At 54.2% G+C, this 25,706-nt stretch carries 28 protein-coding genes; 21 read left to right on the top strand and 7 right to left on the bottom strand.

From position 1 onward, the window contains the following. The first annotated feature begins 81 nt into the window (after positions 1-81). The 19 genes from AVO41_RS06785 (at position 82) to AVO41_RS06695 (ending at position 16,735) form a co-directional block, all read left to right on the top strand. Positions 82-735 (top strand): peroxiredoxin, encoded by a 654-nt coding sequence (locus AVO41_RS06785; protein WP_068584575.1) that lies wholly within the window; start codon positions 82-84, stop codon positions 733-735. Between the two features lie 117 nt (positions 736-852). Continuing rightward, entirely contained in the window at positions 853-1,320 is a 468-nt protein-coding gene (locus AVO41_RS06780) for a hypothetical protein (RefSeq protein WP_153003501.1), read from the top strand. Then, positions 1,313-1,855, top strand: a complete 543-nt coding sequence (locus tag AVO41_RS06775; RefSeq protein ID WP_068584570.1) for a DNA-deoxyinosine glycosylase — start codon at positions 1,313-1,315, stop codon at positions 1,853-1,855. The genes AVO41_RS06780 and AVO41_RS06775 overlap by 8 nt, the downstream gene beginning before the upstream one ends. 75 nt (positions 1,856-1,930) lie before the next feature. Next, positions 1,931-3,454, top strand: a complete 1,524-nt coding sequence (gene yegQ / locus AVO41_RS06770) for a tRNA 5-hydroxyuridine modification protein YegQ (RefSeq protein WP_082676604.1) — start codon at positions 1,931-1,933, stop codon at positions 3,452-3,454. Between the two features lies 1 nt (position 3,455). Beyond that, complete coding sequence (locus AVO41_RS06765; protein ID WP_068584566.1) at positions 3,456-3,713, top strand: YfhL family 4Fe-4S dicluster ferredoxin; 258 nt, start codon at positions 3,456-3,458, stop codon at positions 3,711-3,713. Between the two features lie 200 nt (positions 3,714-3,913). Further along, entirely contained in the window at positions 3,914-4,396 is a 483-nt protein-coding gene (locus tag AVO41_RS06760) for a DsrE family protein (protein ID WP_235584689.1), read from the top strand. A gap of 87 nt (positions 4,397-4,483) precedes the next feature. Then, positions 4,484-5,158 carry a glutathione S-transferase family protein gene (locus tag AVO41_RS06755; RefSeq protein ID WP_082676602.1) on the top strand — a complete coding sequence of 225 codons (675 nt, stop codon included), beginning with the start codon at positions 4,484-4,486 and terminating at the stop codon, positions 5,156-5,158. Between the two features lie 66 nt (positions 5,159-5,224). Beyond that, complete coding sequence (locus AVO41_RS06750) at positions 5,225-6,007, top strand: hypothetical protein (RefSeq protein WP_153003500.1); 783 nt, start codon at positions 5,225-5,227, stop codon at positions 6,005-6,007. 94 nt (positions 6,008-6,101) lie between these two features. Next, positions 6,102-7,013, top strand: coding sequence for a prenyltransferase (locus tag AVO41_RS06745; protein ID WP_082676600.1), 912 nt, complete (start codon positions 6,102-6,104; stop codon positions 7,011-7,013). After that, complete coding sequence (gene cysM, locus AVO41_RS06740) at positions 7,010-7,921, top strand: cysteine synthase CysM (RefSeq protein WP_304437702.1); 912 nt, start codon at positions 7,010-7,012, stop codon at positions 7,919-7,921. Before AVO41_RS06745 ends, cysM begins: the two co-directional genes overlap by 4 nt. Positions 7,922-7,950: 29 nt before the next feature. Next, positions 7,951-8,469: a CYTH domain-containing protein gene (locus AVO41_RS06735; protein ID WP_068584551.1), complete on the top strand. Its 519-nt coding sequence runs from the start codon at positions 7,951-7,953 to the stop codon at positions 8,467-8,469. Beyond that, positions 8,459-9,847 carry a TolC family outer membrane protein gene (locus AVO41_RS06730; RefSeq protein WP_235584688.1) on the top strand — a complete coding sequence of 463 codons (1,389 nt, stop codon included), beginning with the start codon at positions 8,459-8,461 and terminating at the stop codon, positions 9,845-9,847. The genes AVO41_RS06735 and AVO41_RS06730 overlap by 11 nt, the downstream gene beginning before the upstream one ends. Positions 9,848-9,850: 3 nt before the next feature. Next, positions 9,851-11,431: an ABC transporter substrate-binding protein gene (locus AVO41_RS06725; protein ID WP_235584687.1), complete on the top strand. Its 1,581-nt coding sequence runs from the start codon at positions 9,851-9,853 to the stop codon at positions 11,429-11,431. Between the two features lie 89 nt (positions 11,432-11,520). Further along, positions 11,521-12,081: a TetR/AcrR family transcriptional regulator gene (locus AVO41_RS06720; protein ID WP_068584548.1), complete on the top strand. Its 561-nt coding sequence runs from the start codon at positions 11,521-11,523 to the stop codon at positions 12,079-12,081. Between the two features lie 4 nt (positions 12,082-12,085). Beyond that, positions 12,086-12,649 carry a L,D-transpeptidase gene (locus AVO41_RS06715; protein ID WP_235584686.1) on the top strand — a complete coding sequence of 188 codons (564 nt, stop codon included), beginning with the start codon at positions 12,086-12,088 and terminating at the stop codon, positions 12,647-12,649. Next, the gene (gene nikB, locus AVO41_RS06710; protein ID WP_068584545.1) at positions 12,646-13,569 is read left to right on the top strand and encodes a nickel ABC transporter permease; all 924 of its coding nucleotides are present in this window, start codon (positions 12,646-12,648) and stop codon (positions 13,567-13,569) included. The genes AVO41_RS06715 and nikB overlap by 4 nt, the downstream gene beginning before the upstream one ends. Next, positions 13,569-14,405: an ABC transporter permease gene (locus AVO41_RS06705; protein ID WP_068584542.1), complete on the top strand. Its 837-nt coding sequence runs from the start codon at positions 13,569-13,571 to the stop codon at positions 14,403-14,405. Before nikB ends, AVO41_RS06705 begins: the two co-directional genes overlap by 1 nt. Then, complete coding sequence (nagZ, locus tag AVO41_RS06700; protein WP_201022857.1) at positions 14,398-15,486, top strand: beta-N-acetylhexosaminidase; 1,089 nt, start codon at positions 14,398-14,400, stop codon at positions 15,484-15,486. Before AVO41_RS06705 ends, nagZ begins: the two co-directional genes overlap by 8 nt. A gap of 37 nt (positions 15,487-15,523) precedes the next feature. After that, positions 15,524-16,735: a mechanosensitive ion channel family protein gene (locus AVO41_RS06695; RefSeq protein ID WP_068584540.1), complete on the top strand. Its 1,212-nt coding sequence runs from the start codon at positions 15,524-15,526 to the stop codon at positions 16,733-16,735. On the opposite strand, the gene murB is transcribed toward AVO41_RS06695, so the two are convergent. Further along, complete coding sequence (gene murB / locus AVO41_RS06690; RefSeq protein WP_068584538.1) at positions 16,732-17,766, bottom strand: UDP-N-acetylmuramate dehydrogenase; 1,035 nt, start codon at positions 17,764-17,766, stop codon at positions 16,732-16,734. The two genes, AVO41_RS06695 and murB, sit on opposite strands and share 4 nt — an antisense overlap. Positions 17,767-17,849: 83 nt before the next feature. Here murB and AVO41_RS06685 point away from each other — a divergent pair, with 83 nt between their 5' ends. Beyond that, on the top strand, positions 17,850-19,205 hold the full coding sequence (locus AVO41_RS06685) for a sodium-dependent transporter (protein WP_068584535.1): 1,356 nt from the start codon (positions 17,850-17,852) through the stop codon (positions 19,203-19,205). Between the two features lie 87 nt (positions 19,206-19,292). Here AVO41_RS06685 and AVO41_RS06680 read toward each other — a convergent pair whose 3' ends face one another. The 5 genes from AVO41_RS06680 to dapD are packed head-to-tail and all read right to left on the bottom strand — an operon-like array spanning position 19,293 to position 22,461. Continuing rightward, positions 19,293-19,781 carry a Crp/Fnr family transcriptional regulator gene (locus AVO41_RS06680; RefSeq protein WP_068584533.1) on the bottom strand — a complete coding sequence of 163 codons (489 nt, stop codon included), beginning with the start codon at positions 19,779-19,781 and terminating at the stop codon, positions 19,293-19,295. Between the two features lie 24 nt (positions 19,782-19,805). Then, positions 19,806-20,021 carry a hypothetical protein gene (locus AVO41_RS06675; protein ID WP_068584526.1) on the bottom strand — a complete coding sequence of 72 codons (216 nt, stop codon included), beginning with the start codon at positions 20,019-20,021 and terminating at the stop codon, positions 19,806-19,808. Beyond that, positions 20,018-21,202, bottom strand: coding sequence for a succinyl-diaminopimelate desuccinylase (dapE, locus tag AVO41_RS06670; RefSeq protein WP_068584523.1), 1,185 nt, complete (start codon positions 21,200-21,202; stop codon positions 20,018-20,020). Before dapE ends, AVO41_RS06675 begins: the two co-directional genes overlap by 4 nt. Positions 21,203-21,216: 14 nt before the next feature. Next, entirely contained in the window at positions 21,217-21,576 is a 360-nt protein-coding gene (locus tag AVO41_RS06665; RefSeq protein ID WP_068584519.1) for a Spx/MgsR family RNA polymerase-binding regulatory protein, read from the bottom strand. A 57-nt stretch (positions 21,577-21,633) separates the two neighbouring features. Beyond that, positions 21,634-22,461, bottom strand: coding sequence for a 2,3,4,5-tetrahydropyridine-2,6-dicarboxylate N-succinyltransferase (gene dapD / locus AVO41_RS06660; protein ID WP_068584517.1), 828 nt, complete (start codon positions 22,459-22,461; stop codon positions 21,634-21,636). 182 nt (positions 22,462-22,643) lie between these two features. Between dapD and AVO41_RS06655 the strand changes: the two genes are divergently transcribed. Beyond that, positions 22,644-23,078, top strand: coding sequence for a VOC family protein (locus tag AVO41_RS06655; RefSeq protein WP_068584515.1), 435 nt, complete (start codon positions 22,644-22,646; stop codon positions 23,076-23,078). Here the strand turns inward: AVO41_RS06655 and glnD are convergent. Continuing rightward, the gene (gene glnD, locus AVO41_RS06650) at positions 23,021-25,693 is read right to left on the bottom strand and encodes a [protein-PII] uridylyltransferase (protein WP_068584512.1); all 2,673 of its coding nucleotides are present in this window, start codon (positions 25,691-25,693) and stop codon (positions 23,021-23,023) included. The two genes, AVO41_RS06655 and glnD, sit on opposite strands and share 58 nt — an antisense overlap. Positions 25,694-25,706 lie beyond the last annotated feature (13 nt).

Raw genomic sequence — 25,706 nt, 5'->3', positions numbered from 1 at the left:
GAGCTTGCTCTTAAATAAAAAAAGCTTATGTTGGTGCGCTAATGACTTTGATTGCATGACCACTCAACAGGAGACGACATCATGGAAAACCAAGACGTTCAAACCGTATCATTGCCTCGCTTGAATGAACCCGCACCGGCCTTTAATGCGGTCACCACTCATGGCCGCAAATCGCTCAGTGATTACCAAGGAAAATGGTTGATTCTGTTTTCGCACCCGGCTGACTTCACCCCGGTCTGCACCACTGAATTCATGGCATTTCAGGAGCGTAAGCCGCAGTTTGACGAATTAAACTGTGAATTGCTGGGCTTGTCGATTGACTCGCATCATTCGCATAATGCCTGGGTACTGAACATTAAAGAGAAGTTCGGCATTGATATCGAGTTCCCCATCATTGCCGACCTGGATATGAAAGTGGCGCAGGCCTACGGCATGATTCACCCCGGGGCGGCCGATACATCGGCGGTGCGGGCGACGTTTATCATTGATCCGGACGGGGTCTTGCGTGCCATGATGTATTACCCGATGAGCAACGGTCGTTCAATGGATGAATTTGTGCGCGTGGTCAAAGCGCTTCAGACCACAGATGAGCACGGCGTTGCGACCCCAGAAGCCTGGCAGCCGGGCGACAAGGTGATTGTGCCGCCGCCGTCTGACATCAACGAAGCCAAGAAACGTCTGGCCTCGGACGAGTATGAGTGTGTGGACTTTTATTTCTGTAAAAAATCATTGTAAGCCTAGGTGCGTCTCGTCGCTTTGAGGCGCTTTTGCTTTGAACCCGGTGTCGGAAAGCACCGGGTTTTTTGTGTCCGTAAAGAATGAGAGGAAGGCAATATGAATTCAGGAAAACGTTTGTTTTGGCTTAGCGTGCTGCTAAGCGTAAGTCTTGGTGCGTTTGCGGCGCCAGTGCAATGGTCGCCGCAGGTTTTTGAAGATCAGTGGGGGAAAACGCACACACTGGACGATGACACTCAGTGGGTGGTGTATTCACACCATATGGATGGCAACGACTGGGTCAAAGGGGCTTTCAATCAATTGAAACTTCATGATGTCTCAGCGCACCGATTGTTGTATGTGGCCGATATTTCCGGCATGCCGTCTCTGATTTCCAAGTGGATGGCGGTGCCGGCGATGCAGGATTACGCCTTTCCGATTGCGCTGGTGCGAGACAGTCAGCGTCTGGCAGACTGGCCGCGTACGCATGAGAGCGTGTCTGTGTTCGAGTTGAAGGACGGTCAGTTGGTGGCTGAGTACACGTTTGCCAGCCGCGAAGCGCTGCAGGTCTTTCTGAGCATGAACGTTTTGGCCGGGCATGACTGAACCAGCCCGTTCGTCGTCCGCGCATTACTGTGAAGGGTTCGCGCCCATTTTGTCTGGCAAGGATCGGGTCTTGGTCCTTGGCACCATGCCCAGTGTGCGCTCATTGGCGGATGCGTTTTATTATGCGCACCCGCGCAATGCCTTCTGGCCCATTATGGCCGATTGCCTGAACGAACCGGGGTTGGCCGAGGCGTCGGTGTCGCAAAAAAAACAAACCCTGCAGGCTCATGGCATTGCGCTTTGGGATGTGCTGGCGGCCTGTGAGCGTCCGGGCAGTCTGGATGCGGCCATCACTTCCCCGGAGGCGAATGACTTTGAAGCCCTCTTTGAAATTCACAGCGGGATAAAGCAGGTGCTGTTTAACGGTCAGAAGGCACAACAGCTCTTTCAACGTTGGGTGATGAGGCATCAGTCTCTGCCGGATCATCTTGACTATCATGTTGTGCCCTCGACCAGCCCGGCCAATGCCCGGTTATCCTTTGAAAATAAAAGGGATTTCTGGTGTCAAACCCTTTCGCACATTCCGGTGAAATAAAGTAGAATACACGGTTCTCTAGCCCTTGGTATAAAACAGGGGGCACTCTTTTCACTGGAACGGAAGGATTTTGCCTTGGAAGCAGAACACAACCCCCGTCAGAAACCGGCCGGATTCAAGCCGGAATTACTCTCGCCCGCCGGCACATTCAAAAACATGGAATATGCGTTTGCCTATGGGGCGGATGCGGTTTATGCCGGTCAGCCACGCTACAGTCTGCGTGTGCGCAATAATGAATTCGACGAAGCCACGTTGGAAAAAGGCATTCAGCGTGCGCATGAACTGGGCAAAAAGTTTTACGTGGTCAGTAACATTCAGGCGCACAACGCCAAGATCAAGACCTACATGCGCGACATCGCGCCGATCATTGCGATGAAACCGGACGCTCTGATTATGTCTGATCCGGGCCTGATTGCGATGGTACGGGCCGAATACCCCGAGCAGGAAATTCATCTGTCGGTTCAGTCCAATGCGGTTAACTGGGCCACGGTGAAATTCTGGCAGGATCAGGGCATCAGCCGGGTGGTGCTGTCGCGCGAACTGTCGATGAAAGAAATCAAAGAAATCGGTGAAGCCGTACCGGGGATGGAACTGGAAGTGTTTGTCCACGGCGCTTTGTGCATTGCCTATTCCGGGCGCTGTCTGCTTTCAGGCTACATCAATAAACGCGATGCCAATCAGGGAACCTGCACCAATGCCTGTCGTTGGCACTACAACACTTATCAGGCTCAGGAAAATGACGCCGGTGATGTTGTGGGCGTGCCGGTTGATTCGGTGGGTCAGATAAAGGATCTGACGCAACCGACTGAAGCATCTGGCGATGAGGCCGCGGCACCGATGCCTCCCGAACCAACGCTTGGCGAAGGACCAAATGTCAGTGAGCCGATGTTGTTGGAGGAGGCCGGTCGACCGGGTGAATTGATGCCCGCGTTTGAAGACGAGCATGGCACCTACATTATGAATTCCAAGGATCTGCGTGCGGTGGAGTTGATCCCGGAGATGGTCAAGATGCAGGTGGACTCGCTTAAAATCGAGGGGCGTACCAAATCGCACTATTATGTGGCCCGCACCGCTCAGGTCTATCGCAAGGCGATCGATGACGCCGCCTCGGGCAAGCCGTTTGATACCAACCTGTTGACCGAGCTTGAAGGCCTGGCCAGTCGTGGTTACACCGAAGGGTTTTTGCGCCGCCATGTGCACGCCGAGTATCAGAACTATGACTATGGGGTGTCCAAGTCCGACCGTCAACGTTTTGTGGGCGAAGTGCAGGATGTGGTGGAACATGATGGACGCAGCTGGCTGCAGATTGATGTGAAAAACAAATTCTGTTTGAACGATTCCATCGAGTTGATGTCGCCGGCCGGTAATGTGACCTGGCATTTGGACGCCTTGCTGGACAAAAAATATCAACCGGTTGAGTGTGCGCTCGGTTCGGGCTGGGTCGCCTACATTCCCAACCCGTTCAAGGAATTTGACGTGTCGCAATTACAGTATGGGCTGTTGATGCGCAATGAAGCCTGGGGCGGTGACCTCAAGCGCGACGCGGCGGCTCAGGCGGATACGGCCAAATCAGCTAAAACAGCAAACGCAGAGGTTTGAGGTGGCACTGAAGATTCTTGAGGGGTGCACGAATTGCGACATGTGCGAGCCCGAATGCCCCAATGAAGCCATTTATTACGGGGATAAAATCTATGAGATCGACCCCGATCTGTGTACCGAATGTGTCGGTTATTATGACACACCGACCTGTGTCAGCGTCTGTCCGGTGGATTGCATTATCACCGATCCTGAACGAGAAGAGGATCATGCCACCTTGCTGAAAAAGTTTGAATCACTGGTGCTTGACGACAAAATCTGAGACATGCCTGCATTCGTTTCAGTGCCTGCTAATGCATTCGCCATGCTTTTTATTTGAGCGCATAATTGAATGCAAGGCCGAATATGATTTGCGTTCGGTTTTTCAGGCTGTGGCAGGGAGGTCTTATGCGTGCGTGCGTTCAGGTTTTGTGTTCTATTCTGTTGTCTTTTCTCGTCTGGTTGCCCGTTCAGGCCCAATCAATGCCTGATCCGCATCCCAAGGTGGCGGCATTGATCGAAGCCGAACAGGCACCTTTCGGTGTGGTGTTTGACATCGAAACCTTGGATTCAGACGCGTTGCCGCGTTTGGCAGAGTATGTGCGGCGCCAGATTGAGCGCCTGCAATCTCATTACCCTGATGCTGACATCGCGGTGATTTCGCATGGGGCGGAGGAACAGGCTCTGTCCAAAGAGGCGGCGGAGCGTGAATCGGCGTTGCACGCCACCTTTTCCGGTCTGGTTGAGGAGCAGGGCGTCTCCATGCATGTGTGCGGCGCGGTGGCCGGGCTCAAAGGCCTGGACGCCTCCGATTTTCCTGATTTTGTGACGTTTTCACCCTCGGGCATGGCACAGCTGAATGATTACAAGGCTCTGGGCTATGACGTGGTCACCATTGAAGCGTTGAATGAAGCACAGCGCAAGGCACTGTTTGAGACACCGCAACGTTATTTTGATGCAGAATGATGTGCTTGGGTTGACGCCGCAGATTTGACGCCAGCGTCTGAGTTTGTATCATGTAGGCTTTGTATTTCAACGTGAGGAATCGGCCCCATGTCCAACTCGGCGAAGAAAATGGAACTGATCAGCTTTAAACTCTGCCCATTTGTGCAAAGAGCCGTGATCGTGCTCAAGAAAAAAGAGGTGGATTTTGACATCACCTACATTGACTTGAGTAACCCGCCGGAATGGTTTGAGCAGATTTCGCCTCTGGGAAAAGTGCCGGTATTGAAGGTGGGTAAGGAAGTCCTGTTTGAGTCTTCGGTGATTCAGGAGTACGTGGATGAAGTGACCCCGCCGTCTCTGCACCCGCAAGACCCGTTGATCAAAGCCAAGAACCGTGCCTGGATCAGCTTTGGTGGCGATTTGAATGTTGATCTGTTCAAGCTGGCGCATGCCACCAGTGAAGCCGATTTTGAGCAGGTGCGAGAGCAGATGACTGGCCGTTTGCACAAACTCGAAGAAGTCCATTCCGGTAAGCGCTTTTTTAATGGCAAGGATTTTTGCTTGATTGACGCCGCGTTTGCGCCGTTTTTCATGCGCTTGGCGTACCTGGCCGATGCCTGTGACCTCAACTTCCTGACCGACCTGCCCAAAATGCGCAAGTGGGCGGAAACGTTGTTGGCTGAAGAATGCGTGCAAAACTCGGTGGTGCCGGAATTGCCACAGATGTATCTGGGCATGCTGCGCAATGTGGATGGCGGCTACCTGGCCGGTCGCTGTCAATGATCAACGCTTACTGAGCGGTTGCGCACCTTGACTCACCGGTTGCTCTGCGGGATCTTGTGCCTGCTGATGGTAACCAGTGCCCGGGCAACACCGTTGTCCGAGCTGTCACATCTGGATTTGAACAAGCTGGCGTTCCTCATTGAGCAGAATGAGACCGGTGGGCGTGAGGCGTATCTGACCTACTGGAGTCCGAACGAGGCCTTTCCTTCCTTTGGCATCGGGCATTTTATCTGGCTCCCGCCGGGGAGCGAGGCGCCGTTTTCTCCCTCGTTTTTGTCGATGGTGCGTTTTGTCGATCGCCATCATCCTGCGCCGGAATGGTTGCAGGCCGCTTCCCCGTCTTTCCCCTGGCGGGACCGAGCTGATTTTTACCAGGCCTGGTCATCCGAACCCCTGCAAACACTTCGTCACTGGTTGTCCCAGACCAAGCCGATTCAGGCTGCCTTTATTGTGAAACGATTTCAATCGCAACTGACGATGCGATTGAGCGAGTTGCCACCTGCCCGGTCGCAGCGATTGCGCCAGCGCGTAAGGGTTTACACTCAGTTTGAATCGGGCTTGTTGGCCTTGTTGGACTATGCTAATTTTAAAGGCATCGGCGCAAACGCAAGAGAGCGATACCAGGGTCAGGGCTGGGGGTTGCTGGATGTGCTGGAGGCCATGCCGAACCAAGCGTTTCTTTCGTCTCGTTCCCAGCGACAACAACTGGTTATGTTTGTGAAGCAGGCAAAAATAATTTTGAAGAAACGAACGGAGCTGGCCCCTGTTCAGCGCAATGAGACTCGCTGGTTGAAAGGCTGGTATCAGCGTCTGGATCGTTACAAAAGCTGGGGCGAGGCTGGGGTATAATGAGTTCTAGGGTTCAACGCAGCGGCCCTGTCTGTTGCGCCGGCCTGCTTTTTCTGGCAAAGCGTGGGCAACACCTGCCCGGGAGTCATGATTGATGTCATCCAATGTGGCTTGTTCACGTGTGTACGCCTTATGGCGGTCAGCACGGCCACCATTTTTGCTGTTGACGGTGATGGTGATGGCGTTGACGTTCTCTGCAATCGGTCCGTCTGCACCAGTTGTTGAGTGGGGGCTGGTCTTTTCGCTGGCACTGGCCGCACACCTCAGTGTGAATTGGCTGAATGAATACGACGACGCCCGCTCCGGTTTGGATGGGTTGACCGCCAAAACGCCGTTCAGTGGTGGCAGTGGTGCCTTGCAGGCCTGTCCTGATGCAGTGGGCTGGGTGTTGCGGGCCGGTTGGTTTTTGGTTGGGTTCATCGCTGCGGCGGGTCTGTTTCTGGCCTTGACTCGACAAGGGGAGCTGATCTGGTTTGGTCTGGCCGGTCTGGGGCTGGTGGTTTTTTATACCTCGCATTTGACGCGCCGGCCTTTTGCCATGTTAATCGCTCCGGGACTGGCATTCGGTCCGGTGATGATGCTGGGCACTGAATTCTTGTTGCAGGGACAGATATCGATGGCCATGCTGTTGTTGGCTTTGATGATGTTTTTTTTGGTCAATAACCTGTTATTGTTGAATCAGTTTCCGGATGTCGCCGCCGATGCGCGGGTCGGGCGGCTCACTCTGCCAATGCAATTGGGGACGCAAGCCAGTGCCACCGTGTTTGTGCAAAGCCTCGGACTGGCGTACGCCGTTCTGGCGACGGCGATTCTGAGCGAGGTGTTGCCGCCTTCGGCTGCCCTGGGATTCATCACGATGCTGTTGGCCGCACCGCTGGGATGGCGCGTTCTGCGCGATCATCGGAATTTGACACGTCTCAAAGCGGTGCTAGGCTGGAATGTGGTCGTGGTGTTGCTGACACCGGCGTTGGTGGCAACAGGGTTATGGATGGGGAAAATGATATGACATTGATGGATACGGTTGGAAATACCCCCTTAATCAGATTGCAGCGGATGGCTGAATTTGACAACGGGTCTACGGTGCTGGCCAAACTTGAAGGCAATAATCCGGCGGGTTCCGTCAAAGATCGGCCTGCCTTCAACATGATTTATCAGGCGCAAAAGCGCGGTGAAATTCGACCGGGTGACACGCTGATTGAGGCCACCAGTGGCAATACCGGCATCGCGCTGGCCATGGTCGCAGCGATGCTCGACTATCGGATGAAGCTGATTATGCCCGCCAATATGTCACAGGAGCGGCGTGCGGCCATGACCGCCTACGGCGCTGAATTGATACTGGTAAGCCAGGAAGAAGGCATGGAAGGGGCCAGGGATCTGGCGGCACGCTTACAGCATCAGGGAGAGGGTCATGTGCTGGATCAGTTTGCCAACCCAGACAATCCGATGGCGCACTACCAAACGACCGGGCCGGAAATATGGCAACAGACAGAAGGCCGTATCTCGCATTTTGTCAGTGCCATGGGTACGACCGGAACCATCATGGGCACGTCCATGTACCTGAAAGAACAGAATCCGGATATTCAAATTATCGGTTTGCAGCCCGAGGAAGGGGCAGCGATTCCGGGGATTCGGCGCTGGCCACAAGCCTATTTGCCCGAGATTTATGACGAGCGACGGGTGGATCGTATTATTGACATGCCTCAGGCGCTGGCCGAGTCGACCATGCGGGAGATGGCGGCCACAGAGGGCATTTTTTCCGGCGTCTCGTCGGGCGGCGCCATGGCGGGTGCGCTTCAGATTGCCCAAGAAACGCCGGGGGCGACGATCGTCACCATTGTTTGCGATCGCGGTGATCGTTATCTGTCGACGGGTGTTTACCCGGCCGGTTCCATTACCCAATCACGGGATTTATAACCTTCAGCGAAACAACAGGTCTGGTTTTTATGGCGAGAGAGATTGAACGCAAGTTTTTGGTCGATGTGGCTGCCTGGCAGGAAGCGGCTGTGCATCAGGCGCATGAGCGCAAGCATTTTGCCCAGGGGTATTTGAATGATATGACTCACCCTGATGCCAAAAGCTCTGTGCGCATTCGGATCGAAGACGATGAGGCCAACATCAATATCAAAAGCCTTGAAATCGGTTTAAGCCGGGACGAATATGAGTATCCGATTGATTTGAAAGATGCAAAAACCATGTTATCGACGCTCACAGTGGGGCCTGTGATTGAAAAATATCGCCATTATGTTACATTCGAGTCACATACTTGGGAGGTGGATGTTTTTTTGGGCGATAATGACGGCTTGATTGTGGCCGAAGTGGAAATGGCGAGCGAGGACGAAGCGGTCGCCCTGCCGGACTGGGTCACCAAAGAGGTCACGAATCTGCCCAGGTTTTACAACATCAGCCTGAGTCAGAAACCATATTGCGATTGGAGTCACGATGAAAAACTGCTTGAAACATAAAACGGAGCAAGTCGGCCGCCGTGCAGGTTTGAAAACCTGGGTGATGGCGCTGGGGCTGGCAGGTTGGGGAATGCCCGCCCAGAGCGCCACCGGTCTGATGGATGTGTATCAGATGGCGGTGACGCATGACGCCCAACTGGCTCAGGCTCGAGCACAATTTGAAGCGGATCGACGTGTGGTGGAGATCAACCGGGCGCCTTTGTTGCCTCAACTCTCGGCAGATGCCGATGTGACGCGTCAGGATTCGGACCTGAAAGGGCGTGATAACACCCGTCGACAGGCCGGGTTGAGTCTGACGCAAACCCTTTACCGTAAAGATCAGTTTGCTCGCTATGATCAGGCGGATTTTCAGCGCCAACAAGCTCAGTTTGCGTTGCAGGAAGCCGAACAAAGCGTGATCGAGCGGGTGACGGATGCGTACTTCAAAGTGCTTTTGTCGTTGGAAGAAGTGCGTCTGGCCAAAGCTCGGGAAAGTTCTGATAAAACCCAGTGGGAACGGGCTCAGGCTTCTGCGGATGTGGGGTTGGCGAGCAAAACCGATGTACTGCAGGCCAAGTCCAGTTTTGATTTGTCGCGCTCTCAGCGTATTTCGGCTGAAAATGATCTGGATGTGGCCAAAGAGGAATTGATGAAATTGACCGGTCAGCCGGTTTCCGAGTTAAAAGAAATTCGCCTGGACACACGACTGAATATGAAACCGGTTGATGTGGTAACTTGGGAAGCGAAAGCTGAATCGAATAACCTGACGGTTCTGCAGTCCCAACAGGCTGCATCGGCTGCGTCCAAAGCAATCGAGGTGCAACAGTCCGGTCACTGGGTCAGTGTGGATTTACGCGGTCAGTATCAGCACCAGAGTTATGCCGATTATGAAGAAGCCTATGCCAGTAGTTATCAGGACAGCAATGCCCTGTCGGTTGGTGTCTATGCCAGCTTGCCGCTTTATGCCGGCGGCGGCACCTCAGCCAAGGTAGCGCAGGCGCGGGCCAGCTATCAGGCGGCGAACCAATCTTTGCGCAACGCCAAAGAGTCGGCACGCTTGAATGCGCGGGTCCAAGCCCGCAATCTGGAAAGAGGACTGGAATTGGTGCGCGCCAATCGAGCGGCGGTAGTGTCAAACGATGCGTTTCTGGAAGCCGCCGAAGAGGGGTATAAAGTGGGCTTGCGTAATATGCTGGAAGTGCTGACGGCGCGCACCAACATGTTTCAGGCCCGCCGCAATCTGGCGGAATCATTACACAATGTGGTTCTGAGTCGCCTACGCCTAGAAGCTGCGGCAGGTTCATTGACGGCCGATACGTTGCAACGCTTTGAGCGTCTGCTCTCTGCACCTCGGCAAGAAACGGTGCCGACGGTGACCCTGGACGGAGACGCGTCCTGATCCATGGCGGAAACTAACAAGGGCATGCCACACCTGTCTGCTTCGGTGAATCACGAACGACGAACGTTTTTGGCGGGTTCCATTACCTTGGCCGCCTCTGTAACCGGATTGGCGGGGTGTGAGGGGGCACCGCCATCAAACAAGGCGGATACCATTGAAATGGGCGTGACCGGTCGGCCCCGGATGCTGGACCCGCGCTTTGCCACCGATGCCTTGTCGAGCCGCATCAATCGATTGTTATACCGTCAGTTGATTGATTTTAACGCTGCCTTTGAACCCATACCAGATTTGGCGGACTGGGTACGTCTGAGCCCGACGCACTATCGCTTTACCCTCCGTGAATTTCCTGTCTTTCATGACGCATCTGTGTCTCAAAATTACCAACTGTCGGCCCATGATGTGGCGGCGACGTATCAATCGGTGCTGACACGCTCGACCGGTTCGCCGCATCGCGGGGCGTTAAAAGCGCTGAACCGAGTCGTGGCCATATCGCCCACCGAAGTGGATTTTTTTCTGTCCGAGCCGGACCCGTTGTTTGTGGGCCGTCTGGTGCTGGGGATTCTGCCAGCACGAAGGCTGGCTGAAGGACATCGCTTTCAGGAGCATCCCATTGGGGCCGGGCCTTGTCGGTTTGTGTCCGCCAGTGAACAAAAACTGGTGTTGAAACGTCCCGATGGCATGAAATTGGTGTTTCGGCCAGTCAAAGATGCGACGGTTCGTGTTTTGAAGTTGCGTAAAGGAGAGCTGGATCTGGTTCAGAACGACCTGTCTCCCGAGCTAGCCGCTTATTGCCAGGCACACCCAGGTCTTGCCGTGGACTGGTCGGACGGTACCGGATTTGGTTACATCGGATTTAATTTTGCAGACGAAACGCTGGCGAGTCAGGAAGTGCGTGAAGCGATCGCGCTTGGCATTGATCGTAACGCCATTGTGTCGGCGGTTTTTCAAGGGCGTGCGCGCCTGGCCGGCGGGTTGCTGGTACCTCAGCACTGGGCAGGCGTCGAGGGCTTGCCACAAATTTCCTATGACCCGGATCGGGCCCGAGCCATGATCGCCGGGGTGCGTCAACGTCACCCGCAATGGTTTGATGCACAGGGTCGACTGCCCTTAAGTTTTAAAACTTCGTCCGATGCCACCCGCATCCGTTTGGCCACCATTTATCAGTCGCAACTAAAAGCCATTGGCATTGACCTGTCTGTTCAGAGTTATGACTGGGGGACTTTTTATAACGATATCAAGCAGGGACGCTTCCAGCTATACAGCCTGGCCTGGGTGGGGATTAAAAGCCCGGATATCTTTGAGTATGTGTTTCACAGTCAGGCCATTCCACCCAAAGGCGCCAACCGGGGCCGCTATGTGGATGCCACCGCCGATGCGTTGATCGAACAGGCTGCCTCTGCCGAATCAGTGGCTGAGCAGGCACGTCTGTACCGGCGTCTTCAAGGACATCTTCAGGCCACGCTGGCGGTGATGCCTTTATGGTATGAAGATCAATACGTCGTCCATCGACCCGATTTAACAGGGTACCGTCTTTATCCGGATGGTCGTTTTGATGGCTTGCTCACTGCCACGAAAACCCTTTGACGAGCGATGAGATTGGCTCGGTCAAGTTGGCAGATGCGTTGGCCTAAGCTACAATCACCCCCTAGCGCAAACGACTTTGGAAGCACTGAGTGAAAGACACCACGCAAAAAATTCTGGCGGCGGCGACACAGGTCTGGAATCAGAACCCCTCCGCGCCTTTGAAGGATATTGCTGAAGCGGCCGGGGTCAGCCGGATGACGTTGCACCGCCATTTTGATGGGCGTGATGCCCTGCTGGAAGCCATTCTTGAAGAGTTCATGCAACGCATTATGACCGTTTATGATCAGGTTGAAGCCATGCCCGACCCGGTCATGACGCGTATGGAACAATTGTTGCGCCGGACACTGGATGTCGTGGAAGCGCACACGTTTTTGTTGGATGTATTCGAACAAAGCGGCCACCCTCAGGCATGCCGTGACCAGATCGAGCACTGGGAAAAACGCTTTGCCATTCTGTTTCATGAGCTGGTCGAGGCGGGGTGGGTCAAGCCGGGCATGACGGTGGAATGGGCTCATGCACTGGTTGAGGGTGTGATCAAGGCCAGTCACCGAGTTCGCCACAAGCCAGGTGCCCTGTCGATGCCTCTGTCGGATGCCGTTTGGCAAGCCTATTGTGCGGCGGTGTTTGTTGACAGACCTGAACGGGATTAACTCGGTGCCTCGTCCTGGCCTGACTGACTCGGTGTCTGCTGCTCATTCAGACTGGCTGTTTGTGTCGGTCGCTCAGCAGCGTCTGTGGTGTCTGAACGATTGTTTTGCATCGGCGGAGCCTTCTTTACTGGAACTCGTCGAAGAAAAGGCGACCTGGTCCTGCCCGGTGAGCACTGGGTTAAACGGCGTCGGTCAGGAAAAGGATTCGGGCAAGACGCCTTTGGGCTGGCATCAGATTCGGGCAAAAATCGGGGCGGGTCAACCTTTGAACGCGGTGTTCAAAGGGCGTCGACCCACTGGAGAAATCTACTCGGATCAGCTGGCCGCTCGCTACCCGAACCGGGATTGGATTTTGACACGTATACTCTGGCTTTCGGGGCTGGAGCCCGGTCGAAACCGTCTGGGAAACCGGGATAGCATGCAGCGGTTTATTTATTTCCATGGTACGCCTGATTCCGAGCCGATGGGGGTGCCCCGTTCGCATGGCTGTATTCGGCTGCGAAATCAGGATATGCTCACCTTGTTTGACAAAGTGCACGCTGGAACACGCGTTTGGATTGGCGCATGAATGGTTTTTTGATTCGCTTGAGTCTCAGTGTGGTGTTCACAGCCTGGGTGGTTTCAACACTGGTCTTTTTTTTGTTGCATCTGGTGCCGGGCGATCCGGTGGCGGTGATGCTGGGCGATTGGGCCAGTGCAGCGGATGAAGCTGCTCTGCGGCGACAGCTAGGATTGGATCAGCCAATCTGGCAGCAATACCTCTCGTTTTTAACCGGGTTGCTTCAGGGCGACCTGGGTCAGTCTCTTTTTTATCAGACCCCTGTGGCGGATCTGGTGGCTGAACGGTTTCCCTACACACTTCAGTTGGCATTGATGGCCATGTTGATCGCGATCCTGATTGCCTTTCCACTCGGTATCTGGGCTGCTTTAAGAGCGGGGCAGTGGCCGGATTTCGTCTCGATGAGTGTGTCCATGTTGGGCGTCTCCATTCCTAACTTCTGGCTGGGGCCGATGTTGATTCTGGTGTTTGCGCTTTGGTTGGCCTGGTTTCCGGTCAGTGGGGCCGAGCAGGGCTTTGCCTGGGTATTGCCGGCGGTCACACTGGGCACTGCGCTGGCAGCGATTCTGGCGAGAATGTTACGTGCTTCCATGCTCGAGGTGATGCATGAGGATTTTGTCCGCACCGCGCAGGCCAAAGGCTTGAACCGTTTTCAGGTGTATGGACGTCATGCGCTCGCCAATGCGCTCTTGCCAGTGGTGACGTTGCTGGGGCTGCAGCTCGGAACCCTGTTGGGCGGCGCGGTGATCACAGAAGTGGTGTTTGACTGGCCCGGTATGGGGCAGCTGCTGGTGGAGTCGATTCAACGCCGGGACTATCCGGTGGTGCAGGCATGTATTCTGGTGATCAGTGTGGCCTATATCAGCATTAACGGGTTGACCGAAGTGCTGTATGGCTGGCTGGATCCGCGTATTCGGGTGAGCCGCTGATGCGCGGGCGTTGGAATCTTTTGGCGTATGCCGTGGTGACCGGTTGGTTACTGATGGCACTGAGTTCACCGTTTCTGGGGGAAGCGGCCACACAGGTTCGGCTGGATCGGTTTTTTATGACCGCTGACTGGCAAAGCTGGTTGGGCTATGACCAACTGGGGCGTCCTCTTTGGGATAGAATCATTCAAGGGGCTCAGACGTCGTTCTGGGTGGCGTTCTGGGTGGTCGGCTTTTCCGCGCTGATTGGCACTTCTCTTGGGGTCTGGAGCGCGTACGTCGGCGGCTGGGTTGATCGCGTCTTTCTGAAAATTGTGGACGTCTTTCTGGCTTTTCCCGGTCTGCTGCTGGCCATTGCGTTGGCAGCGGTATTGGGGCCGGGCATTGAAAATGTGGTGCTGGCGCTGGTCGTGGTCGGGTGGGTTGGCTTCGCTCGGCTGGCCCGTGCTCAGACTTTGAGTTTGCGTCAACGTGATCATGTGATGGCGGCCAAAGCCATGGGCGTGTCCGATCGGCGAATTGTGTTTCGCCATTTGATTCCGCTGATGCTGGCGCCACTGGGCGTGGAAGCAACCTTTGGCATTGCGGGCGCGGTGCTTTCGGAAGCCGGCCTCTCGTTTCTGGGTCTGGGCGTTCAGGCGCCGGATGCGTCCTGGGGCAGCATGATCCGAGAAGGCACACGCTATTTATTGGTGGCCCCTCATCTGGTCTGGGCGCCCGGACTGGTTTTAATGAGCGTGGTGCTCGCGGTGAATCTCCTGGGCGATCACTGGCGGGATCGTCTGGACGTGCGCCATGTTTCGACAGGTAAAAAACGCACATCGGAGTCTCATGTTTAAACACAACACAGGCAAAACCATGCCGCTTGGGCATGTGATGATGGATCTTGCCGGCACGACGATTTTGCCGGCTGAAAAAGCGCGGCTTATGCACCCGGTGATTGCTGGTGTCGTGCTGTTTGCACGCAATTATGAATCCCCGGAACAGTTGCATCGTCTCACACAGGAAATACGCCAGTTGCGTCAACCGCGCCTATTGATTGCGGTCGATCAGGAAGGCGGGCGCGTTCAGCGTTTTCGTGACGGGTTTACCCGACTGCCGCCGATGGGTGCATTGGGGCGCCACTATCAATCTTCTCCCCAAGCGGCGCTGACGCTGGCGGAAGACGTCGGCTGGATCATGGCCAGTGAGTGCCTTGCGTCCGGGGTGGATTTCAGTTTTGCGCCGGTGATTGATTTGGATTATGGTGACAGCCATGTCATCGGTGACCGAGCTTTTGACCAGGCGCCGATGGTGGTGACGGCCCTGGCAAAGGCGTTGATTCAGGGGATGAAACATGCAGGCATGGCGTCGGTGCTCAAGCATTTTCCCGGCCATGGGTTCATTCAGGCCGATACCCACCACGAAGTGGCCACGGACGAGCGTACGTTTGACCAAATTCGTATGGCCGACCTGCAACCGTTTTTAGGATTGATTGAGGCCGGTGCCAAAGCTGTGATGCCCGCGCACGTACGTTACCCCAAAGTGGATGCCATGCCTGCGGGCTTCTCGTCGGTGTGGTTGCAGAAAGTCCTGCGAGAACAGTGTCATTTTCAGGGGGCGATCATCAGCGATGATTTGACCATGCATGCCGCGGCCATGTACGGTTCGCCCTGGGAGCGGGTCGAGCTTGCTCGCCAGGCCGGGTGTGACCTGACGTTGCTCTGCAATGACCCTGAAGCCGTGCAATCGGTGTGTGATCAAAGCGAGGATCAGGAGGAAGATCCCGTTGCTCAGTCCCGCTTGATCGGTCTGCACGGCCAGGGTGATTATGATTTTGACCAGGCCTGGTTAAAATTGCATCAGGACCCGCGCTGGCAGGCAGCCCGTCATCGCTTGGATGCGTTCGACGTTCGCCAGAATCAGCAATCGTTACTCTAAGACGGTGATCAGACCCAATACATAAAGGAAGGAAAGGATGTTACAAATCGCTGCGGATAATGGCTTTTCCATGACAGGCATGGCGTCGCTGATTGAATTGTTTCCGGGCGTCTGGAACGGGCTGGTTCAGGTCTTTGCGGGGCAGGAATGGTTGCTTCTGAGCACACTGGTGCTGGGTCTGACCTTTGTGGTGGATTTGCTGTTCCGATTTGCCATGAGTCGGGTGGACCATCGGTTTAACCGTAAAAAACAGCACTTTCTCAAGACACTCAGTGAAGCCCTGCTGGGGCCGGTGTCATTATATATCTGGCTGGTAGGGGGCAGTGCGACGCTGCTCACGCTAATCAGCCACTTTGATTTGTTTACGAACTGGGTGGAACCGATCAAAGCCACCCGCTTCACCCTCAGTATGTTGATCGTCGCCTGGTTTGGCTTCCGTTGGCTCCGACGCATGGAGCTGTACCTCAAGGCCGTGGCCGCGGCGGATACGCGCTGGGACCCAGTGACCGTTGAGGCGGCGGCCAAGGTGTTGAAGCTGACGGTTTTTGTGGTCACCGGTCTGGTTATTCTCAGTGCCTTTAATGTGAATTTAACCGGTTTGATTGCGTTTGGCGGGTTTGGCGGGATCGCCGTCGGTTTTGCGGCCAAGGATATTCTGGGCAATGTCCTGGGCGGGCTGATGATCTATATGGACAAGCCTTTTGCGCCGGGCGACTGGGTGCGCTCGCCGGATCGGAACATTGAAGGGGTGGTGCAGAAAATTGGCTGGCGCATTACCGAGATTCAAACGTTTGATAAGCGCCCTCTGTACATTCCCAATGGGGCGTTTGCCAACATTGCGATTGAGAACCCGTCACGGATGTCGCATCGTCGCATTTATGAGACCGTCGGGGTGCGTTATTGTGATGTCAGTAAAGTGGCCGGGATCACACGCGAGATTCGTCAAATGTTGCGTGAACACCCTGAAATCGATGAATCCGAGACATTGATTGTGAACTTTAATTTATTCAATCAGTCGACGCTGGACATTATGATTTACACCTTTACTCATACGCGGGAATGGGTCAAGTTCCATGCGGTCAAAGAGGACGTCTTGTTGAAGGTCTCGCAGATTGTGGAAGCGGCTGGTGCGGAAATGGCGTTCCCAACCCGCACTCTTTATTTGGAAGACGCCGTCGAAATCGCCGGGTTGCCTCGCGATGGCGAAGTGCGTTCGGGCAAAGAAACGCAGATAACGCCCGCGTCTTAGCGGATCACAATGACTTCGCGTTCGAGGTGAATGCCAAATTTATGGTCCACGTCTTCTTGGATGGCGTGGGCCAGTGCCAAAATGTCAGCCCCATTGGCGTCGCCCAGATTGACCAGAACCAAGGAGTGTTTTTCTGACACACCGGCGCGGTTCAGGCGTCGGCCTTTCTGCCAACCAGCCTGTTCGATCAGCCAAGCGGCCGGTATCTTATATTCGTTGTGCACGGTTTTGTGATGGGGGACCTCGCCGTGCAAACGGGTTAACTCGTGGTAATAAGCTTCGGTAATCAGCGGGTTTTTGAAAAAGCTGCCGGCATTGCCCTGGATGCGTGGGTCTGGAATCTTTTGCTCACGCAATTTTACAATGGATTCAAAAATGTCTTCGGGCGTGAAGAGATGGCCCTCGGGATAGTGAGCTTTGAGCCAGTTTTTAAGGGGGTCATAAACCAGATTGGGCTGGCCGGCGTGTGTTTTACGCAAGCGGAAAGTGACCCGATGGACCAGCAAACGGTTTTTGTATGACTGTTTGAAGATGCTGGAGCGGTAACCGAAATCGCATTCGGCATTGCGAAACTCCATGCGTTCGCCGGTAAACAGGTTCAGTGTCTGTACGCGCGTAATGGTGTCTCTTGCTTCGGCGCCATAGGCCCCGACATTTTGAACCGGGGCGGCGCCAACGGTGCCCGGGATGGCGGCCAGGTTTTCCAGCCCCCAGTAGCCTTGCTCCACTGTGTAGCGTACAAATTCATGCCAGTTGAGTCCGGCACCTGCCGAAAGCCAGACGTGATCCTTGTCCTCTTTCATCAGACGGATCTTGTCATACTGGCAGGTGACAATGACTTTTTCCAGGTCTCGCGTCAGCAGCAGATTACTGCCGCCACCGAAAATCACCCAGGGCAGGGAGGCGAGTTTGATATCGGAGCGCAGGGCCGGAATATCAGATTGCTTGTTGATCTCGATGAAATAACGACCGGTGACATCAATGTCAAAGGTGTTGCGGTCTTTTAGAGAGTAATTCGCGTAAATATGCATATCTGATATAATTTTGCACAATTAAAGCACAATGTTTGTGGCCTTTGAGTCAGAACAACATCGCAATTATAAAGGATTGGCCTATGCTGCAGTCAAAGAATTTGGGGGCAACCTGGAGTTCACAAACCATATTTGTTATGGCGGCAGTGGGGTCGGCCGTCGGCCTGGGGAACTTGTGGAAATTCCCCTACATTACCGGTGAAAACGGGGGGGCCGCGTTTGTTCTGGTTTATTTGCTGTGTATTCTGGCCGTCGGTTTGCCCATTTTGATTGCAGAAATTACGCTGGGGCGAGCCGGTCAGGCCAGTCCACCGCAAGCGATGGCCAATATTGTGCGAAAAGTCGGCGGAAGCCGAATGTGGGTGTTTCTTGGGATTAACGGCGTATTGGGCGGTCTGTTCATTCTGTCGTTTTATTCGGTGATTGCCGGCTGGGGGTTGGCTTATTTTCTGGAAAGTCTGCGCGGCAATTTTGTCGGGATTGACGCCCAAGCTGCGAAAACCCACTTTGAAACCTTTGTCGCCAGTCCGGGCGGGCTGATTTTCTGGCACACACTGATTATGATCGCCACGGTGCTGATCGTGGTCAAGGGAGTGCGCAGCGGGATCGAGCGTGGCATCAATATCATGATGCCCGGTTTGCTGGTGATTCTGCTGATTTTGTTTGGCTATGCTCTGACCACTCCGGCATTTTCTCAAAGTTTCGATTTTCTGTTTGAACCCGATTTTTCCAAATTATCATCGGATTCTATCCTGGTGGCTCTGGGCCACGCCTTTTTTACCTTGAGTCTCGGTTTCGGGACGATGATGGTGTATGGCTCTTATTTGCCCCGATCGTTTTCGATTGTGCGGGCGACGTTATGGATTGTGGTGGCCGATACCGTGATTGCGTTGTTGGCAGGCATGGTGATTTTTTCAATCGTCTTCAGCAATGATCTGGTGCCGGGCGCCGGTCCGGGCTTGTTGTTCCAGACACTGCCGGTGGCGTTCAGCCAAATGCAGATGGGCTGGCTGTTGGGCACCCTGTTTTTTGCCATGGTGGTGCTGGCGGCGTTGAGTTCGGCCATTTCCATGATTGAACCCGGGTTGAGCTGGTTGGAGCAGAACTGGGGCATTTCCCGAATGAAAGGGGCCTGGCTGCTGGGAAGCGGTGTCTGGTTGCTGGGTCTTGGCAGCGCGTTGGCGTTCAATCTGTGGCAGGACGTGACGGTATTGGGTGATCGGACCATTTTCGAATCCATGGACTTTTTGACGTCGAATTTGATGTTGCCGTTGGGTGGCTTGTTCACGGCACTGTTTGTGGGCTGGGTCTGGAGCCGTCAGCAACGGGATGAGCAGATTGGGATGCCGCCGAGCTGGTCAGGGATCTACACGGTAGTCATTCGTTGGGTGGCACCGATTCTGGTGGCGATTGTGTTTGTGAATAATCTAATTGCTTGAGGGGTGAAGCGCCGTATTCGTGGCCGGTATGAACGGTGTTTTTAACCAGGCCTGGTTAAAAACACACTTTCGGAAGGCGGAAGCAGTTCAGTATTGCGTCATGTATTCGTTTTGAATGATGCGATGCATTTCCATGTTTTCCTGCAGCATTTTTCGCTGTAGCTGATGCGAAAAACGCAGGATGGAGCGCATGACGTGCAAAATGACTTGAGGATGCTGTTCGCCCAGCTTTTCAAACTCATCGCGCTGTAACATCAACACGGTTGCGTCTTTGCGGGCCTGCAGACGCATGGTGTGGGCAATGCCGTCGATAAAGCTGAGTTCGCCCACCAGAGTGCCGGGTTTGATGGTGTTGATGTGAATGGTCTTGTGCGGTCCGATCACTTTCAGGATATCCAGCTTGCCTTCCAGAACGATGTAGAGATTGCCATCGACTGTCTCGGGTTCAAACAGGACTTCTTCGGGTTTTAGGTGTTTTTGGCGAACAATGGTTGCCAGCAACTCGCAGTCCTGTTCGTTAAGATCCGTGCCGAGCAATGAATCGGCAATGCGTTGGGCGTCGGCGTTTGCAGCCATGAAAATCCTCCAAGATAAATAAAATCAATCAAGCCGTTCCAGTGGGAAGAGGGCATCCATTGACCAGGAAATGCCGACCACCAGAACCAGTACCAGCACAAACACGATCAGAACCGATCGGGCCTGTTTGTTGTCAATGAATTTTTCTTTCCACTTTTCTTTTTTGATGTGTGGCCAGATCAGAAACAGCAATATGGCCACCGCCAGAATCTGAAGAATGACTGAAATCACGGTACTCATTGCTCGGGCTCCTTGATGAAAAGGTGCTTGAGTGTCAGGTAGTATATCTCAGTCAGATCGATGATGTCTTGGGCGACCACCTTTTCATTGATTTTATGGATGGTGGCGTTCAAAGGACCGAATTCGAGCACCTGTGCGCCGGTCGGCGCAATGAAGCGACCGTCTGAGGTGCCGCCCCCGGTATCGAGTTTGGAGGCCAAGCCGGTATGCGTGTGAATGGCGGACTGAATCGCCTGCACCAATTCACCTTCAGCGGGCGTTTCAAACGGCAGGCCGGAGACGGTCCATTTGAGCTCGTAGTCCAGTCCATGTTTGTCCAGAATTTGGCAGACGCGATCTTGAAGCGATTCCGGCGTTTGCTCGGTGCAGAACCGGAAGTTAAACATAAGATCACAGTGACCGGGAATGACGTTGGTCGCACCCGTGCCAGCATGCAGGTTGGAGACCTGAAAAGAGGTGGGCGGGAAATTGGCGTTGCCCTGATCCCATTGTGTGTTGACCAGTTCGGTCAAGGCGGGCGCGAGCGTATGCACGGGGTTTTGAGCCAGGTGCGGGTAGGCAATGTGTCCCTGAATGCCATTGACACGAAGCTCGCCTGTCATGGAGCCGCGTCGGCCGTTTTTGACCACATCGCCCAGTTGGCGGCTGCAAGTGGGCTCGCCGACCAGGCAATAATCCAGGCGTTGGCCGCGTTGTTGCAGGGTGTCAATCACCGCTTTGGTGCCATGAATGGCGGGGCCTTCTTCATCACTGGTGATCAGCAGGGCAATCTGGCCGTGGTAATCAGGGTAATCCTGAATAAAGCGACGGCACGCCACCACAAAGGCCGCGATTGAGCTTTTCATGTCCGCTGAGCCTCGACCGTGCAACCAGCCCTGCTCATCAATCAAACCGCTGAAGGGGGTATGTGTCCATTCCTCAATCGGGCCGGTCGGGACCACATCCGTGTGACCGGCAAACACAAAGACCGGCGCCTGTTCGGTGGCGTTTCGAGCTGTGTGCAGGGTCCACAGGTTGGTCACCTCTTCAAACACCAGTGTTTCCGGGGCAAAGCCCAGCTCCGAGAGCTGGGATTGAATCAGCGGTTGAGCGCCTTTGTCATCGGGGGTGACGGAGTCAATTTGAATTAACTGCTGCGCCAGTGCCAGAGCCGGGTGATCAGACAATGCGGATTGGGACATGTGATCGGTCTCTCTTATTTTGCAAACGCGCCCGTGTAGGCCTCTGCATTGAAGCGGAAAATCAACGAGTGATCGGTTTCGAGAACCGGACGCTTGATCAGGGTAGGTTGCGCATGCAAAGTTTGACCAAAGGTTTGATCATCGCTTGCCATCAAGTCGGACTGTTCCGTCTCGGACAAGTGTTTCCAGGCTTTGCTGGCCGGATTGACGATCTGGTCGCGACGGGCTTGGGTCAGCCAGTTTTGGACCGATTCCGGAGTAAACGCCGGTTTGCGAAAGTCCACGAATTCGAACGCAATGCTTTCAGCTTCCAACCACTTTCGCGCTTTTCTGACCTGGTCGCAATTGCTCAGGCCATACAGACGTACGGTCATAACAATCCTTCAACGGAGTACGGGGCCGAGACAGAAAAGCTCAGCCCGGTTGATCGATTAAATGTCGCGAAGCAGCTCGTTGATGCCCACTTTGCTACGGGTTTTGGCGTCCACTTTTTTGACAATGACGGCGCAGTACAGGCTGTAGGTGCCATCTTTGGAAGGAAGGTTGCCCGAAACCACAACGGAGCCGGCCGGGACGCGACCATAATGAATTTCACCAGTCTCGCGGTCATAAATGCGGGTGGATTGGCCGATGTAGACGCCCATGGAGATAACCGAGCCTTCTTCCACGATGACGCCTTCAACCACTTCGGAACGGGCGCCGATGAAGCAGTTGTCCTCGATGACGGTGGGGGCTGCCTGCAGCGGTTCCAAAACCCCACCGATGCCAACACCGCCGGAGAGGTGGACGTTTTTACCGATCTGCGCACAGGAACCAACTGTGGCCCAGGTGTCAACCATGGTGCCGGAATCAACGTAAGCACCGATGTTGACATAAGAGGGCATCATGACGGTGCTGGGTGCAAGGTAGGACCCGCGGCGTGCAGCCGCTGGTGGGACAACACGAATGCCCGCCTGCTCAAAATCACTTTGTGACCAGTCCACAAATTTGGAGGGGACCTTGTCAAAATAGCGGGTTTCCGAGCTGTTCATGACCACATTGTCCTGGGTACGGAACGAGAGTAGAACGGCCTTTTTCAACCATTCATTCACCTGCCAGTCGCCAACACCTTTTTGTTCGGCCACGCGCATTTCACCCGAGTCAAGCAGCCCAATGGCTTCATCGATGGCGGCTTTGGTGTCGGCGTCGACGGTTTTTGGCGTGATTTCGGCACGCTTTTCAAAAGCGGTTTCGATAATGTTTTTAAGTTTGTCCGACATGAAAAATCCTGTGTTTAATTCAACGCAGTCGCCGCTGGAACAAGGCCAGGACGACCGATAAGAAACGACTCGAAGCCGGATAACAGCGTCCGGCGGTTTAAAAATTTGGCAAATTATAGCATTATCCTGGCTGGAAGCACGAATGCCAAAAGCGAAATTTGAATGGAAAAAGGAAAACGATTATGGGTAACGGCATTGTTGGCGTGGATCACGTCAGTTTTTTGGTTTCGGATTTGGCGCGGTCATTGCATTTTTATGAAGGGGTGTTGCAACTGCCTCGGTTAGCTCGGCCCGACCTGGGTTTTCCCGGTGCCTGGTTGGCGCTGGGTGAGAAAGGTCAGGCGCTTCATCTGTTGGTGTTACCGGATCCACGGTCTGCGGTCAGTCCGAAAACCTTGCCCGAGCATGGCGGGCGTGATCAGCATATGGCGTTGCAGGTGTCTGATTTAGACGCGGTTCGACAGCGCCTGGACAAAGCGGGGGTTCGTTACACGCAAAGTCGTTCCGGCCGTGCGGCCCTGTTTTGCCGGGATCCGGATCATCATGCGCTGGAGTTTTTTCAACCGACGGATTCATCGCGATTGGCCGAGGGCTCGATCAAATCAAGTAACGTCTGAGCCAGTCGCTCTTTGCTCTCAGAGCGGGTGAGGCCATCGTCGCTGAGCGTGCTGATCTGAAACACATCTTCGGCCCGCTCACCAATGGTGTTGATTTTGGCGTCATGCACCTTGATTTGGCACTGTTTGAAGCCTTGTCCGATTTTGGCCAGCAGACCGGGGATGTCTTTGGTGGTCAGGCTCAATTCGGTTAATTCATCATTGATCGCATGAAAATGGATTTCGGTCGGTGTTTCGAATACGCGAATGCGCCGTGGCGGCGGGGCATGCGTGACCGGCCGGTCTTGTGGGGGATGCTCAAGTTCACTCAGTAGGGCGGTTTGGGTGCGCTCGAGCGTGTTGCCATCGGTAATCGGGCAATGATCATGGTCAAGCAGGTAAATAATGACCAATGTCATGTCGTTTTCGCCCGAATAGATTTTGGCTTCCACGATGTTAAGGTTGAAGTGGTCCAGCGCCTGTGTGAACTGTGAAAAAAGGTATTCGCGATCATGCATATAAATGATGAGTTCGGTGGCGCCACGATTGGTTCGGCTTTGCAGACGCAGATTGATTTCATCGGGATCACATTGGTAGAGATTCCGCGTGATCCGGGCAATTTCCGAAGGGGTCTGACGGCTGAAAAAGTCGGTCTGCTCGAATGTTTTCCAGAAAGGTTGAAAAGCGGCTGAGCCCAGGCCGTATTGTTTGAGCAGCTCGCTGGCCTTTTCTTTGTGAAAAATCGCCTGTTTAGCCCGGTCCTGTGGCAGCGTCTGGGAGGCATCCAGTGCCTGGGTGGTGCTGTGATACAGCTGCAGAAACAGCTGGTTTTTCCAATCGTTCCAGACCTCGTCCGACGTGGCACGGACATCGGCCAGGGTCAACAGATACAGGTTGTCCAGGCGTTCCTGTGTGCCCATTTTGGCGGCGAACTGAGCGATGATTTCCGGGTCGGACAAATCTTTTTTCTGAGCGACGTACGAGAAATCCAGGTGGTGTCGGACCAGCCAGCTCAGAAGGTGCGCATCCCGCTGGTTAAGATTGTGGCGGAAACTGAACTCCTTGGCATCGATGGCACCCAGCTTTTCGTGGTCACCTTTTTGCCCTTTGGCAATGTCATGAAACAAACCGGCCAGCAGAAGAATTTCGGGTTTACAGATTTGTTTGGCTACCTGGTGCGCGGTGGGAAACTCATAGGCATAATCGTCCAGATAAAAACGTCGAAGGTTACGGATGACCAGCATGGTGTGCTCGTCCACCGTGTAGGCATGAAAGATGTTGAATTGCATCAAGCCTGTAATGCGCGCAAAGGCTGGCAGGTAGGCGGCCAGAATGCCGTAAAAATACATGCGGCTAAGCGCGGCATTGACGCCTTTGGGTTGGCGGAAAATCTCCATGAAAAGCGCTTTGTTGATCGGATCGGCCCGGAACTGGTCGTCAATGCGGTGAAGATTGTCCCGAATCAGGCGAATGGTGCGTGAGCGGATGCCTTGCACCAGATGGTCATAGTTTTCCAGGATGATGAAGATTTCGAGCAAAGCGGTCGGGTTTTTTTCGAACAGATTAGGGCGAATGACATCCAGATAATCGTCCACCAGACGAAAGCGTGGGTTGATTTGTTCAATGCGCTCCTCACCGGTATCGAAAATCTCTTCGCGGAAATGCTGCAACAGAATTTCGTTCAGGCGCGCCACCACGTGGACGTTCTGATAGTAGGGCTTCATGAAGGCTTCCACCGATTTGGAAATATCGTCGGTGGGTGTGTCAGTCATGCTTGCAGCCAGACTCTGTTGGTTATCAAACAGTAGACGGTCTTCGTGGCGCTGTCGCAGTCGGTGCAGGGCAAAACGGATGCGATTCAGGTACAGGTAGGCGGCACGAATCTCCTTGTATTCATTGAGCGTGATGAAGTTGTGCTGCATCAGTTCTTCAATGGAGCTGGCTCCGAAATGGCGCTTTGCCACCCAAAGAATGGTTTGAATGTCGCGCAAGCCGCCCGGACTTTCTTTGATGTTGGGTTCCAGCTGGTTGAGCGTGTTGTGGTAGCGTTTATGCCGTTGTGCCTGCTCGGCAAGCTTGGCCTGGAAGAACGCTTGGCTGGGCCAGAATTGTTTCAAATTGAACAGGTTCTGCAGTGAAATAAAGGCTTCATAGTTGCCGCTCAGCCAGCGTGCTTCCAGCAAGTTGGTGGCCGTGGTCACATCGGCTTTGCCCGCTTCAATGCATTCTTCCAGATCACGCACGGCATGGCCGACTTCAAACCCCAAATCCCAGAGATAAGTGATGAACTCGCTGATGGTTTCGGTGTGTTTATCTTTGTTTTCTCCCAGGATTAATAAGTCAATGTCGGAATAGGGTTGAAGCTCACCGCGCCCATAGCCGCCGACGGCAATCAGAGACAGGTCAGATTGATCCGGGTCTTGCGGAAAAAAATGTCCCCAGATTTTTTTGAGCATCTGGTCAATGAAAGACGTGCGCTCTTTGATCAGGGTTTCAATGGGTTGACCCTGATCGAATTGCACAAACTGCTGCTGGTTGAACTCTTTGAGCAGATGGCGTCCTGCGCTGAGCGAGTCGCGCCGTGATTGCTGGTTGAGGGAGTGGTAAAAATTTCGCGCTGGATTGGAGTCGCTCATGCAAAAAACCTTT

Origin of the sequence: Thiomicrospira sp. WB1 (assembly GCF_001507535.1) — a bacterium.
Classification (GTDB): Bacteria; Pseudomonadota; Gammaproteobacteria; order Thiomicrospirales; family Thiomicrospiraceae; genus Hydrogenovibrio.
The sequence above is the reverse complement of the archived record's forward strand: the minus strand, read 5'-3'. Positions and strand labels throughout refer to the sequence as shown.

What these genes read in the sequence shown, in the direction of transcription:
- AVO41_RS06785 (WP_068584575.1), top strand. Translation starts at nt 82, where the DNA reads ATGGAAAACCAAGACGTTCAAACCGTATCATTGCCTCGCTTGAATGAA.
- AVO41_RS06775 (WP_068584570.1), top strand. Translation starts at nt 1,313, where the DNA reads ATGACTGAACCAGCCCGTTCGTCGTCCGCGCATTACTGTGAAGGGTTC.
- AVO41_RS06760 (WP_235584689.1), top strand. Translation starts at nt 3,914, where the DNA reads ATGCCTGATCCGCATCCCAAGGTGGCGGCATTGATCGAAGCCGAACAG.
- AVO41_RS06755 (WP_082676602.1), top strand. Translation starts at nt 4,484, where the DNA reads ATGTCCAACTCGGCGAAGAAAATGGAACTGATCAGCTTTAAACTCTGC.
- AVO41_RS06750 (WP_153003500.1), top strand. Translation starts at nt 5,225, where the DNA reads ATGGTAACCAGTGCCCGGGCAACACCGTTGTCCGAGCTGTCACATCTG.
- AVO41_RS06745 (WP_082676600.1), top strand. Translation starts at nt 6,102, where the DNA reads ATGTCATCCAATGTGGCTTGTTCACGTGTGTACGCCTTATGGCGGTCA.
- cysM (WP_304437702.1), top strand. Translation starts at nt 7,010, where the DNA reads ATGACATTGATGGATACGGTTGGAAATACCCCCTTAATCAGATTGCAG.
- AVO41_RS06735 (WP_068584551.1), top strand. Translation starts at nt 7,951, where the DNA reads ATGGCGAGAGAGATTGAACGCAAGTTTTTGGTCGATGTGGCTGCCTGG.
- AVO41_RS06725 (WP_235584687.1), top strand. Translation starts at nt 9,851, where the DNA reads ATGGCGGAAACTAACAAGGGCATGCCACACCTGTCTGCTTCGGTGAAT.
- nikB (WP_068584545.1), top strand. Translation starts at nt 12,646, where the DNA reads ATGAATGGTTTTTTGATTCGCTTGAGTCTCAGTGTGGTGTTCACAGCC.
- AVO41_RS06705 (WP_068584542.1), top strand. Translation starts at nt 13,569, where the DNA reads ATGCGCGGGCGTTGGAATCTTTTGGCGTATGCCGTGGTGACCGGTTGG.
- nagZ (WP_201022857.1), top strand. Translation starts at nt 14,398, where the DNA reads ATGTTTAAACACAACACAGGCAAAACCATGCCGCTTGGGCATGTGATG.
- AVO41_RS06695 (WP_068584540.1), top strand. Translation starts at nt 15,524, where the DNA reads ATGTTACAAATCGCTGCGGATAATGGCTTTTCCATGACAGGCATGGCG.
- murB (WP_068584538.1), bottom strand. Translation starts at nt 17,766, where the DNA reads ATGCATATTTACGCGAATTACTCTCTAAAAGACCGCAACACCTTTGAC.
- AVO41_RS06685 (WP_068584535.1), top strand. Translation starts at nt 17,850, where the DNA reads ATGCTGCAGTCAAAGAATTTGGGGGCAACCTGGAGTTCACAAACCATA.
- AVO41_RS06680 (WP_068584533.1), bottom strand. Translation starts at nt 19,781, where the DNA reads ATGGCTGCAAACGCCGACGCCCAACGCATTGCCGATTCATTGCTCGGC.
- AVO41_RS06675 (WP_068584526.1), bottom strand. Translation starts at nt 20,021, where the DNA reads ATGAGTACCGTGATTTCAGTCATTCTTCAGATTCTGGCGGTGGCCATA.
- dapE (WP_068584523.1), bottom strand. Translation starts at nt 21,202, where the DNA reads ATGTCCCAATCCGCATTGTCTGATCACCCGGCTCTGGCACTGGCGCAG.
- AVO41_RS06665 (WP_068584519.1), bottom strand. Translation starts at nt 21,576, where the DNA reads ATGACCGTACGTCTGTATGGCCTGAGCAATTGCGACCAGGTCAGAAAA.
- dapD (WP_068584517.1), bottom strand. Translation starts at nt 22,461, where the DNA reads ATGTCGGACAAACTTAAAAACATTATCGAAACCGCTTTTGAAAAGCGT.
- AVO41_RS06655 (WP_068584515.1), top strand. Translation starts at nt 22,644, where the DNA reads ATGGGTAACGGCATTGTTGGCGTGGATCACGTCAGTTTTTTGGTTTCG.
- glnD (WP_068584512.1), bottom strand. Translation starts at nt 25,693, where the DNA reads ATGAGCGACTCCAATCCAGCGCGAAATTTTTACCACTCCCTCAACCAG.